7 protein-coding genes and 1 tRNA gene are annotated in these 12,704 nt (G+C 38.4%); 3 read left to right on the top strand and 5 right to left on the bottom strand.

The genetic code is table 11. The annotated features are described in order from the left end of the window. Window positions 1-129: 129 nt before the first annotated feature. Window positions 130-200: transfer RNA gene (locus tag PVV60_RS07005), tRNA-Gln, on the bottom strand. 260 nt (window positions 201-460) lie between these two features. Between PVV60_RS07005 and PVV60_RS07000 the strand changes: the two genes are divergently transcribed. Then, entirely contained in the window at window positions 461-850 is a 390-nt protein-coding gene (locus tag PVV60_RS07000; RefSeq protein WP_273723984.1) for a VOC family protein, read from the top strand. Between the two features lie 644 nt (window positions 851-1,494). Beyond that, window positions 1,495-1,755 (top strand): hypothetical protein, encoded by a 261-nt coding sequence (locus tag PVV60_RS06995; protein ID WP_273723983.1) that lies wholly within the window; start codon window positions 1,495-1,497, stop codon window positions 1,753-1,755. A 283-nt stretch (window positions 1,756-2,038) separates the two neighbouring features. On the opposite strand, the gene PVV60_RS06990 is transcribed toward PVV60_RS06995, so the two are convergent. The 4 genes from PVV60_RS06990 to PVV60_RS06975 all read right to left on the bottom strand — a co-directional run bounded on the left by PVV60_RS06990 (window position 2,039) and on the right by PVV60_RS06975 (window position 5,746). Next, window positions 2,039-2,797 carry an ABC transporter ATP-binding protein gene (locus PVV60_RS06990; RefSeq protein WP_273723982.1) on the bottom strand — a complete coding sequence of 253 codons (759 nt, stop codon included), beginning with the start codon at window positions 2,795-2,797 and terminating at the stop codon, window positions 2,039-2,041. Next, entirely contained in the window at window positions 2,794-3,744 is a 951-nt protein-coding gene (locus PVV60_RS06985) for an iron chelate uptake ABC transporter family permease subunit (protein ID WP_273723981.1), read from the bottom strand. Before PVV60_RS06985 ends, PVV60_RS06990 begins: the two co-directional genes overlap by 4 nt. Continuing rightward, window positions 3,737-4,693 carry an iron chelate uptake ABC transporter family permease subunit gene (locus tag PVV60_RS06980; RefSeq protein ID WP_273723980.1) on the bottom strand — a complete coding sequence of 319 codons (957 nt, stop codon included), beginning with the start codon at window positions 4,691-4,693 and terminating at the stop codon, window positions 3,737-3,739. The genes PVV60_RS06985 and PVV60_RS06980 overlap by 8 nt, the downstream gene beginning before the upstream one ends. Window positions 4,694-4,795: 102 nt before the next feature. Further along, window positions 4,796-5,746 carry a siderophore ABC transporter substrate-binding protein gene (locus PVV60_RS06975; RefSeq protein WP_273723979.1) on the bottom strand — a complete coding sequence of 317 codons (951 nt, stop codon included), beginning with the start codon at window positions 5,744-5,746 and terminating at the stop codon, window positions 4,796-4,798. A gap of 198 nt (window positions 5,747-5,944) precedes the next feature. On the opposite strand from PVV60_RS06975, the gene PVV60_RS06970 reads away from it, so the two are divergent. Then, on the top strand, window positions 5,945-12,241 hold the full coding sequence (locus PVV60_RS06970) for an autotransporter outer membrane beta-barrel domain-containing protein (protein WP_273723978.1): 6,297 nt from the start codon (window positions 5,945-5,947) through the stop codon (window positions 12,239-12,241). The last annotated feature ends 463 nt before the right edge of the window (window positions 12,242-12,704 follow it).

The following is a 12,704-nucleotide window of genomic DNA, read 5'->3' as shown; positions in this document are numbered from 1 at the left end:
AGAGCTTTAAATACCCTTTGAAAAGCATTTGAAGACCCTTTGAGAACACCTTAAAAACTCTTTAAAAAAAATAAATTGATACAAAACATACTGGCAAAATATACAAAACCCGCTGGCAAGCTACAACAGCTGGGGAACTTGGATTCGAACCAAGATTGACGGAGTCAGAGTCCGCTGTTCTACCATTAAACTATTCCCCAATAAGCCGATTTTACCATCTCTAGCAGATTCTATAGTGCATGCAAACGCAAAAAATCTTTAGATTATCGATAATAGAGAGCGATAGGGATGTCATTATAATCCCAGTAGTGGCGGTCTCAATATTTTAGCATATAGCAATAAGAGAATAAAAACATATAAATAGAGCACACCGTGAACGGAAGCATTACAAACTCTTGTTGAAATATTCTCTAATAGGTATATGCCTGTCAAGCAACAGCTACTAAATCATGGAGAATTTATGAGTAATATCCCTACTTATCCTGTTACCCCAAACCTACAGTTGGTATATGTCTCAAACATAGAGTATTCTACTGCTTTTTACAAATTCATCTTCAAGAAAGAGCCTGTATTCATCTCGCCACGTTATGTTGCTTTTGCTTCTTCGGGTGACGCACTCTTTGCTCTTTGGTCTGGGGGCGATGCGCCTGAGGAAAATGTGCCTCGTTTTTCAGAAATCGGCATTATGTTGCCTAAGGGAGAGGACGTAGATAAGCTCTATGCGGAATGGAAAGAGCAAACCACCGTTGAGATAAATGTTTTGAAGGAACCGTATACTGATGTATTTGGACGTACCTTCCTAATCAAAGATCTAGACGGACATATTATTCGTGTTTGTCCACTAGATTAAAAAGCCTGAGATCCGATCTTTAATCGCCTGAATTATAATATTGTCTGTTTCCAAAACCTATAAGCTATGCACGCTAGAGGCTTACTTATGATGCGTGGCTTATCCGTTCGGTGCTGTTCCATTATATTCAGCTTCGCAACCTGCCTGTTTCCACAGGTTCTCTAATTGGCTTGGACATCAGTTGGTGTTATTGAATGGCCAGTGATCTGTACCTGTAAAATCATAGAAGCTATCCCTTATCGCCTTATGTGGAGTCTTTTGTAGGAATGGGAGGCATATTCTTTACAAGGAAATTGATATCTTTATACGAAGTCATCAATAATTGCTCAGGTGATGTGGTGAATTTTTTCTGGTTATCATCCTTTTATGGATTTGTCGCAGTTCCAAATAAGCAGCCATGAAGAATTTCAATGTTTTGCTTTACAAGACCCAAATACCACCACGTTTAGAGCGGGCTTTGCGGTTTTTATATCTCTAGCATTTGAGTTTCGCTGGTCAGGTGGACAAACGAACATTTGGCGTTGATTTTAATTGTAGTGCACGGTTTAATTCGTTGAAACTTGAAAGCGTATTAAAGCTTATATACCGCTGCTTAGCAGGTGTTACCATTGAACATTTAGACTGGTCTGATTTTATTATGCGTTATGACCGTCCAAGCACTTTGTTTTATTTTGATCCGCCTTACTGGGGGGGGAGGATTACTATGGAAAGGATTTTTTTTAGCGAGAGGACTACCTGATGATGTTTGCTTTGTTTGCGCAATTAAAGGGAAAGTTCTCTCTCTCAATGATGTGTCTCAGATCCGAAAAATCTTTAGCCAATTTAAGATAAAAGGGGTTGGCGCATCTTATACATCTGATTCAAAGAATCCGACTCCGGCTCAAGAGCTTATCATCTCAAATTGAAATTTTTAGAGGAAGAGAAAAATACGCATTAAAGGGGTTTTAAATAACCCTTGAAAGTTTTTTGAAGATCCTTTGAAAAAATAAATTGATGCAAAATCTGTTTCCAAATTATACAAAACCCGATGATAAGTTACAATCATTAAATACTAGCTGGGGAACTTGGATTCGAATCAAGATTGACGAAGTCAAAGCGCTATTCTACCATTAAACTATTCTCCAATAAGCCAATTTTACTATCTCTGGCAGATTCTATAGTGCATATAAGCACAAAATTTTTTTATGATTATCGATAATAAAGAGCGATAGGGATATCATTGATTGTTTTGATTTGAATATCGACATCATAAATGTCTTTAAGAATTTCTGGTTGCATAATTTCTTTGGGAGTTCCACAATAAGCTGCTTTCCCATGTTTCAGTGCAACAATCATATCTGAATAAGATGATGCAAAATTAATATCGTGCATAACAATAAGAATGGTTTTTTTCAGTTCATCAGCTGTGCGGCGTAACTGCTTCATCATAGAAACGGCATGTTTCATATCCAGATTGTTTAATGGTTCATCTAAGAGAAGATAATCAGTATCTTGGCAGATAACCATGGCTATAAAAGCGCGTTGACGCTGACCGCCAGAAAGCTCATCTAAAAAACGGTCTTTTAAATCTTGTAAGCCGAGATAGCGTAGCGCACTGTCGATAAATTGTTTATCTTCGTGTGTATACCAGCCTTTTGAATAAGGATAGCGTCCGAAACTTACTAAATCGTACACGGTTAAACGGAAGGATAAAGGATTATCTTGACGCAGAATTGAGAGTTTTTGAGCCAAAATATCGTGGGGCATTTTATCAATATCAAAGCCGTCGATATGAATTGTACCATTATGATGCGGCAAAAGACGTCTTATCAGCATTAAAAGAGTTGATTTTCCCGAACCATTTGGCCCAATGAGAGAAATAATCCCCCCCTTGGGAAGATGAAGGCATAAATTATCGATAATCAATCGTGCTCCGTAAGCCTTGGAAAGATGATTGATCTCAATCATTTTAGTTTTCCCTTCATCAGTAACATTAAGAAAACAATTCCCCCACAAAACTCAATGATAAAACTTAAACGTCCTGCCATGTGAAAAATTTGCTCTAAAATAAATTGTCCCCCCACCAAACAAATAATCGCTAATAATATTGCAATCGGCACAACAACACTGTGTTTTGCTTGAGGAGAAAGTTCATAGGAAAGGTTGGCAACTAACAGTCCAAAAAAGGTGACTGGGCCTACTAATGCGGTAGAAATGGAAACGAGAATGGAAACAAAAATAAGGACAGCTGTCGCACTTTTGTGGTAATTGACACCAAGATTAAGAGCGTTATCACGTCCCAAAGCCAAAATATCAAGAAGATGACGGGAATGCCATCCAATCAGACTCACAATGAAGACAATGATTGTGGCAAAGCTTATGAGTGACATATTAAATTTATTAAAATTTGCAAACATAATATCCGTTAAATTCATCATTTGGTCCGGATTTAATTGCAATTGCATAAACATCCGTAAACTGAAAAAAAAGCCGCCTAAAACAACACCAATTAAAAGCGTTAAGTGAAGTCCTTTTAGGCTTCCTGAAAATAGCCAACGAAAAAGGCTTATTGAAAAAAGAATAAGAATGATGGCTTCGAGAATGAGTTGCCCTTCTTCATTTAAAAAGGGCAAAGAAAGAGAGCCTACAAAATACATCAGAACAGTCTTTATTAAAATATAAAGCTGATCAAATCCCATAATTGAAGGGGTAAGAAGCCGGTTATTAACGATTGTTTGAAATAAAACCGTAGAAACGCTTATTGCATAGGCAATAAGAAGCAGAGAGGAAAGTTTTGTAAGACGAAAGGTCCATGTATAAACATTGATATTCCACATCATATAAAGACTAGTGACAATACATGCTATGATGATAAGTGTTGTTAGTACACATATTGTTTTTCTTCTTCTATCCAAGATGCTTTCTCCAGCGTAAAAGCAATATTATAAAAATAAAACTACCGATTACACCCATCATAGTGCTGATGGGAATCTCAAGAGAGGGATGAATTATTCGTCCTAAAAGATCACAAATCAAAACCAATCCTGCACCACTGATGGCCACCCAAGGAGCAGTACGGCGCATATTATCGCCTATGAAATTTGACACAAGGTTGGGAACAATGAGTCCAACAAAAGGAATTCGACCAATTGTACAGACAACAACAGCAGTGATTGAGGCGACAATAAAAAGACCAAAAAACATGACAACACGATAATTCAATCCAAGGTTATTGGTTAAATCTTCTCCCAAGCTTGCAACCGTAAAGCGATCAGCAGTACAATAGGCCAGAATACAAAGGGGAAGGGATAGCCATAAGAGCTCATATTTTCCTTCAAGAATCATCGCAAAACTGCCAAATAAGTAAGCTTGAAGAGAGGGAAGTAACATTTCATAATCTGCAATGGCATTGGTTAAAGAGCCAATAATATAGCTTAGCATAATCCCTGTAAGGGGGACAATGAGAGCAGATTTTAGAGGAATGCGGCGCAATAAAAACATAAAAAGTAAAGTGCCTGTCATGGCAAAAATTGTCGCAACGACCATTTTTCCTAAAACAGAAATATCAGGCAGAAAAATCATAATAAAAAGAATGCCAAGGGAAGCAGATTCAACAGTTCCAGCGGTTGATGGCTCGACAAAGCGATTGCGTGTCAATAGTTGCATAATCATACCTGAAAGTGCAAGTGATGCACCTACTAAAAGGATTGCAATGGTACGAGGAAGACGTGTTTGCCAAAAAATAAGCCACGCATGGGGATCGGCTGCGAATAGGTCAGAAGGTGTGACATCAGAATAACCAACAAAAATGCTGAGGATAGACAGGAGAATGAGAAGTGTTATGGTTATCCAGTAATTCTTCACGTTAAATCATTTTCTAACAAAACCTAAAAAAGCAAAGACTGTTTAATAAACAATCTCTGCTTTTAAATTTTATTTATATAGCAAGCAAGCTCTTTTGTACGCTTATTTGCTCTTTGTAAAGGCTTCATTGATCTGTTTAGCGGTTTCAAAGAGTCCCGTTAAACCACCACTTGCACGATACCAGCTCCAAGAGTCCAAATAAATAATTTGGTTTTGTTTGCTCGCTGTTGTGCGGTGAACAAGCTCATTGTTAAGCAATTGTGCTGCAGATTGCCCTTCACGTCCAATTGCGGCATCCCGATCAATCACCAACAACCAATCAGGATTTGTCTCAAGAATAAATTCAGGAGAAATGAGCTGTCCATGTTTTTGTACAGTGAGTTTATCGGTTGCAGGGGCAATTCCAAAAGCGGAATGAAAAATATCAAAACGTGATTTTGGTCCTAAGGCACTGATTTTTCCACCAGAGGTCATGAGTACAAGACCTTTGCCTTTTCCTTTAGTATTTTTACGAACTTCAGCTAAAATTTCATTGAGTTTTGCAATTTCTTCTGCAGCTTTTTTTTCTTTGCCAAAAATTTTGCCAAGGATAGACACATTCCGTTCAATATCTGCAAGAGAATTTTCATTTCCTACAGTTAGATCAATTGTTGGAGCGATTTTGGATAAATCGTTATATTTTGCTTGAGTTCTGGAGGAAATAATAATCAAATCCGGTTGAAGGGTGGCAATTTTTTCATAATCGGGTTCAAAAAGGGTACCAATTTTTTCATATTTTGCATCATCAAATTGTTGCAGATAAGATGGTTTTTTACCTTCAGGAATGCCGACAACCGCTTTGATACCAAGGCGGTTCATATTATCAAGAGAGGCAATATCAAATACAACAACCTTCTGTGGAGAAGCGGGAACAGAAGTCGTACCTGAAACATGATTAATCGTTACATTTGTTTGAGTACTTGTATTTGCAATACTCGTCTGAGTCCATAAAAGCATTGCAAAGCTGATCGCAACCAGGAAAACAGAAGTCATCCATTTCATATACTTTATCATCGTGGTTTTATCCTTTTATCTGATATTACAATGGTTTGTGCATTTAAAAACTTAACTTAGGTATTTTTATGCACAAAATGAAGTGTAAATAAATAACACTATGTTGTAAAATTGACTAACATATGTTACAAATTGTTCACTTACCTTATTTTCACTTAATTCTAGTGTTTTTGCAACATTATTTAGAAAGTTTGACATATGATCAATGTATTTAAAAAGCGTACAAGTCTGTACGCACTGACAACAAGTGCTTTCTTCTTTTTACAAGGTGTGGATGTTTCTATGGAGGTGATGGGTAATCGATTGCTATTACCGAACTTTGGAACATCTTTATCATACGCAAATGTAGTTACATCTCCTCAGGGTGAATCCAACGATATTGTAGCTGGGGGGGCATCGGGCGCTGTGCGTAAGAATCAGGTGGTATATTTACCTATTACTAGTTGTTCCTCTCTTGGACAGAATGCTATTATTACTCTTGATAGTCTAAAGAGCACTCTAGATAATAGTGTTCCAGGTGCAGGTGTTCCAGGTGGTGTTCCAGGTGGTGTTCCAGGTGGTGTTCCAGGTGGTGTTCCAGGTGCAGGTGTTCCAGGTGTTGGTGTTCCAACAGGTATGTCAGCTGCTGTCCCAGGTGGTATTTTCAATGCTACTTTTAGCGGTTTTTTAGATTCCCCTGCAGGCGCTGCTATTCCAGGTGGGCTAGGTCCTCAAAATAATATGCGCAATAGAGTAACAAGAGCTGCAGATGTGGGGGCTCCAATAGATTTTGATAATTCTTTGGTATATGGAGTTATCTCCTGCGGTCAGTCTGGGGTATATGGAATAAAAGGGGGAAGTGTTATAGTGAAAGAGAAAGAGACTGCTGTACATTTGAATGGTCAGTCAGGGAATTCTCCAGAAGGAACTGTCCTTTATTTGGATAGTGTATCTATTATGAATGTACGGGGAGAGAATAGTTCTCCTAGCCTTTTAGGAATGCAAGATATTAATAAATTAATTTATGATAGAGGTGTTAATAAAAATCTTTCTGATGTGAGACAGGGTGAAGATGTTTCTCGTAATAAAATCAATAGGGGGGTTGCTGTGTCGGTAGAACACAAAAATAACACAGTTAATTTAATGGGCTCAAAAATTAAGGGTTTTTTTATTGGACTTGAAGCTCTGGATTCCGGAACTATCTCTATGTTGAATGGTTCTATCAAAGGTGCTTATGTAGGTGCTTTCGCTAGAAGTGGTGGAGTAATTTCTTTAAATGAAGTAAATGTTGATGTTCTTGGAGTTGGTTTGTGGAGTTCTGAGAAATCTATTATACAGATGCAGTCTGGGCAAATTATTATAGAAGCGGGTGGAGTAGGGGTTGTATCGGAAAACGGGGGACTTGCAGTATTAGATGGAACTACTATTAGAGTTTCTCAGGGAAGAGGCAATAGTTTAAGCCAATATAGTGCCGGTTTGTTATCGTATGGAGGTGGCATTTCTTTTAAAAATGGACAACTTGAAGGTTCCAATACCCTTGCATTGTTGATAAGTGGTGCGTATTCAGAAAGTGTTTTTGATTATTCGGGTTTAGAGTTGTCTGATCAAGATGAACAAGAAGAGTTTGATGGAGTGAAAGTAATAATGGAAGGAGGAAAGGCGATAGTAAGTACGTCCAATAGTAGAGCTGCTGACATTCATGAGATTTCTTCTAGTATAGAATATTTTTTAGGGGCAGATTTATTTTCTGCAAAACCTCGTGTACCCTCTAAAGTTACCAAGTTCATGATTTCTGATATTCAAAATTCAACTGTTACAATGAGAGGTAAATCTTATGGTATATATTTTGATGGGGAAGAAGATTTTATAGGCAATGATAATGAAGTGCTGTTGGAGAGGGAAAAGGATAAGAAAAGTAAGTTACATGCAGTTCTTTTGAGCGGTACTTATCTCAAAGTTCCAGAGGGTGTGGCCATTTATGGTGATGATTTGGCGGGGAACGTTATTATAAAAGGCAAATCAAATGTTTCAGGTGGTTTATTATTGGAAGCTGAAAATAAGTCCGATCTGTCTGTTTTTGTTCACGACTCTTCAATTGCGGGAGGTGCTCGTATTGAGAAAGATTCTCATGCTAAGCTTTTCTTATCCAATGGATCGGAATGGGATGTAAAAAAGAATCTATATAGTAGTTTGGAAAGTTCAGATGAGAGTTGTGTGGATTCATGTATTTCATCTGTAAACCTTTCAGATAGTAAAATTAAATTTATTACTTCTTTAACAAATGGAAGTGCTGGGGATATTGAATATCGTACCCTTCGCATTGGAAGTGGGAATGGAAATCGAAAAGGTGTGGTTTACACAGCGTCTGGGACCTCAAAAATTCATTTCAATGTAGATTTAGCTGCGTCTGGTGCAAAAAATACTCAGGTATCTGATAGGCTTATAGTTAATGGTGACGTTGAAGGGAAAACTATAATACATGTGAATAATACTTCACGTGGAGAAGGGCAAGAGGATTCAGCTAGACACAGTGTTTCGCTTATTCAGGTTTATGGGCACGCAGAAAAAGATTCTTTCAAGCTGGATGGTTCTTATGTTACTCTGGGTACGCCTTATCAATATACCCTTCATGCCGTGCAAAAAATAGATAACCCTTTCGATTCTGTATTGTTAGGATTGGGGAACAAATTTTGGGATTTTTCTTTAGAAATTGAGCGTGTTGTTTCTGTTGGAGAAGGAACAGAGGATTCTCCATTATTGGAGCAGATAGTAGTTCAGTCTCCGCCTAGTTCATTGGCGAGATCTGATACAGATGAGTCTCGTATGGATTTAGGTCTTACATCTACTATTGTTTCTCAAGATACTTCTAATGATTTGGATTCTGAAGACCATATTTCATCTACTCTGTATTCGGAAACAGGGGATACATTATTGCTAACAACAGATGAAAATGGTGGAGCTATAAGTGTTTCTCTTCTTGGTAATTCAAGGGTGGAATATGATGATGCTGGGTATAGTATAGTAGATTATGATGACGATTATGATATGGAAGAAGATGATGATGTGGATTCAGCTGGTGCATCTGTTGAAGATCTGATTCCAACTTTTGAAGCTTCAGGAAATACACCATCTACTTCAGGAAGTGTTTTGACAACTGGGAAAACTATTGATGAAAGTGTAGATATTTCTCATACTGCTTCTCCTAATAGAACAGGTAGTCAGAATGAAGTGGAATATCCTACAGTACTCCGTAGTGATAATGATACAGTTAATGTGAATGATATAGATGAAAGTGGACCTACTCCATCACCGAGAACAGAAGATAGATTAACAGGTGGAAATAGTGACACTTTAGGTATTTCTCTTCTTGATAGTTCAAGTGCGGAATCTAACGCTGTAGGGTATACTATAGTAGACGGAGAAGGTCATATTACAGAGGATAATAATACAACGGTTGAATTAGTTCCATCTCAGGTTGTTATGTCTTCTGCTGCTCCTCAATCTTCTTCGTTGGGAAAGGTCAAGACTGAAGTGCCTGCTACTTCTGGAAAAACTAAAAAGCCTCAGTTTTCTTCTACCCTAGTTAATTCTACTAAATCTAAGAAAAGGAAGCCTGCCTCTAAGGGGACGGATGGTAAACCTGTAGCGCGTGTTCTACTTTATAATAAAGGAGCCGACACACTTAGATCTGAATCGCAAAACCCTATAGTGGCGACTGTATCAGCCAATGCTATAAAGCAGGAAGCTGTTTCTTCTCAGTGTAGTAATACGGGGGAAAATGGTACGGAAAGATTGCAAGGTGCTTATTCGTGTAGTGATGGTCAATCATATACAATACAAGGGCAGACACTGAAGGCAACGGATAAAAATCAACATTCTATGCATGCAAAGAGTCAGAATACAGTTATTAAGTTAGAGGGGGTCACAATTAGTAGTGCGGATTCTTCTGATTTGAAAAAGAGTATGGGTTTGCTACAATCTGAGCTTGTGAGTGCTGTGCTTGCAGAAGACAAAGCAGAAGTTATTTTGGATAAAAACTCAAAAATTCAATCTTCTGTAATTGGGCTTGAAGCTAAAAGTGGCGGAAAGGTTAAGATGGCTGGTGGGACAGTCGACGCACTTTATGCGGGCGCTTTGGCGGGTTCTGGATCATCTGTTAATTTAAAGGATACGAGAATTAACGTGACGGGGGATTTGGCTATAGCTGGTTTGGCAAGTACAGGCGGTAAGATAAGCATGGACTCTGGAGCTATTACTTTGGCAAAGGGAGTGGCTGTGAGGTCAGAACTTGGGGGGAGCGTTGAGTTAGACAAAGTTAATATTACTGCGAAAAAAGGACAGGGTAAGTCAGATTCCGCAGAGAATTTAGGGCGTGCAGCTTTTCTGTTGAGTGATAATGCTTCTATTGATTTTAAGAATGGGAGTGTTGTTACTGATGCTCATGCTTTGTGGATTATAAAGGGTGATGATGTGGTTGAAACGGGGTCTTCTAGGAAGAGAAGATCTTCAGAGACTCGTTCTGCTATGAATCACGCGAATATCGAGGCTTCTATTGTTAGAGTGGAAGGAGATGGAACCTATGGCATATATTTTGATGGGGGAATACAGAAAGAAGCAAGTGAACAAAATCGGAGTAAGGATGTAGCCGCTGAGAGAGCAAATGTTGTTAAGCGGAGCGCTGTATCCAAACAGGAGAAAACACCTATAGGCATAACAGGGGCAATTTCGTTGAAGGAAACGGCTTTTGAAGTTGCAAATGGTATAGCGATCTATGGTAATAATTCTGGTGGTCATGTTTCATTAGAAAATAAAACAGCTCTTGCTGGTGACTTATTATTAAAAGCCGAGAATGATTCTAATATATCAGTTACGGTTGATAGCTCTATTGTTACAGGCGGTGTTCGCGTTGATAAAAGTTCTTACGCAAAATTAGACTTGGCCAATAGTTCAAAGTGGATTCTAAAAAGAAGTGCACAGAGGAATTTGGGTACTCTAGGTGTAGGATGTGTGGATTCATGCATTTCTTCTGTGAGTCTTGTAAATAGTGCTATTGATTTTAGATCTTCCGAATCTGAAGGGAAATATCAGACTCTCCATATTGGAAATGGGAAAGGCACAGTTTATGAGGCGCAGGGTGATGCTGTAATTCATCTCAATGCGCGTTTGAATCCTCATGATCCAAGTGATCAGCAAGTCATTGATCGACTTGTCATTCATGGTGATGTTTCTGGAAAAACAAAAATACATGTACGAGGTGATGCGGGCAATGTAGGAGATGCTAAAGCGAATGGAAAGATTGCTCATAGTGTTTCAGTTATTCAGGTCTATGGTCAAGCGAAGAAAGATTCTTTCCAGCTCGATGGCAATTATGTTGCGCTGAGGAATTCACCTTACAAATACACTCTTCGTGCTTATGGTCCAGACGTGACTTCGAAACAGGGGCATGTTCAGCAGAAATTTGTTAAGGATGGTGGAGAGTTTTGGAACTTCCGCTTAGAAAATCAGTATGTTAAGTCTATGGGGGTTGCTGCTCTTCCTGAACAGTTTGTAAGGTCTGTTGTTCCACAAGTGCCAACGTATCTCGTCTTGCCTAATAGCGTATTTCATACCGGTTTGATGGATATTAGCAATCAAAATAAACAGTTGGAGACATTGCGGCTGACTTCTACTGGAATGGTAGAGGCTCGTGAGAATCCTGCTTTATACTTGCGTGGCTATGGTGGAAGTTACCGTTATGCTTCAGATCTTTCCGCACTTGAATATGGTTATGATGGCGATCTTAGTTATAATGGTGTAGAGGCAGGTGTTCTGCTGCAAACTATTGAAAATGCTGATAGCGCTATATCCTTTGGTGTTATGGGAACTTATGGAAACCTTTCTCTGCAGCCTTTGTATGTTGAGCAAAGTCAGAAGAGTGCATTTGATAAATGGACTGCTACAGTATATGGTAGCATGCAGCATAATGTTGGCTTCTATGTTGACGGTCTTTTATCCTATGGTCTGTTCAAAGGTGATGTTCTTACCCTTGCACGGGGTAAAACAGCAACATTAAAAGGTAATCCTTTGAGTGTTTCTTTAGCTGGTGGTCAGACAATTGCTACAGGATATAAGGGTTTTGTCTTTGATCCGCAGGTTCAGGTTGTGTATCAACATCTCCAGTTTAATAAGTCCCGTGATATTGACAATTTTGATATTGAAATGGGTAACCTTAATCAGTGGGTAGCACGTGTTGGTGGACGCTTAACCAAGATTCCTACAGGCTCTGAAGGCGTGAATGCTATTGCTTTCTATGGTAAGCTTTATCTTGCTCATGGTTTTGAAGGAAAACAGTCTGTGCATTTCAATGATGCTTTCAAGTTAGGAGCTTTTGGTTCTTCTCTAGAGGCTGGATTAGGATTTAATGCCAAATTGTTGCCACAGTTCTCTCTGCATGCTGATATTCTTTATCAACATAAGCTTAATAAGGCTGGTTTTTCTGGAACAAGCTTTTCTGGGGGCGTGCGTTATCAATTTTAATATAAGATACAGTATGTACTTTTTTAAAAAAGGCAGCACATTGTGCTGCCTTTTTTCTTTGTAACAACTTGTGTTGTTCTTAAAAGCTTCTTGTCTTCTTGATTGAGCGAAAAAAGACATAGTTTGTTTTATGCATGAGAGTGTTTTTCTACGCTAAAGTGAATTTTCTTAAAATTTATGCTGCTTTGGTGCGATAGAGTGGCTCGCTTTCAATCGGTTTTTAAGCGTTCAGCAGTCCAGTATGCGTTCCGTTATCCTTTTCGGTACTGTATTGATATTATCTAATATAATATTTGATGTTTTCTAAAGCTCGTTTTTGAGAGTTTGTTTTTCACTGATTGAAATCATTGTTTCATTTATTTCTTTGTCGATTAATTTTTAAAGTTCACAAGATTTGATTGTGTTTTTAATTAATTGCACGCACTGGTTTTATTTTTTCTTTACACGAAATACAGAATGCATT

Source organism: Bartonella sp. AU18XJBT, assembly GCF_028618595.1.
Lineage (GTDB): Bacteria > Pseudomonadota > Alphaproteobacteria > Rhizobiales > Rhizobiaceae > Bartonella.
This window is presented reverse-complemented; position numbering and strand designations above follow the sequence as displayed.

What these genes read in the sequence shown, in the direction of transcription:
- PVV60_RS07000 (WP_273723984.1), top strand. Translation starts at nt 461, where the DNA reads ATGAGTAATATCCCTACTTATCCTGTTACCCCAAACCTACAGTTGGTA.
- PVV60_RS06995 (WP_273723983.1), top strand. Translation starts at nt 1,495, where the DNA reads ATGACCGTCCAAGCACTTTGTTTTATTTTGATCCGCCTTACTGGGGGG.
- PVV60_RS06990 (WP_273723982.1), bottom strand. Translation starts at nt 2,797, where the DNA reads ATGATTGAGATCAATCATCTTTCCAAGGCTTACGGAGCACGATTGATT.
- PVV60_RS06975 (WP_273723979.1), bottom strand. Translation starts at nt 5,746, where the DNA reads ATGATAAAGTATATGAAATGGATGACTTCTGTTTTCCTGGTTGCGATC.
- PVV60_RS06970 (WP_273723978.1), top strand. Translation starts at nt 5,945, where the DNA reads ATGATCAATGTATTTAAAAAGCGTACAAGTCTGTACGCACTGACAACA.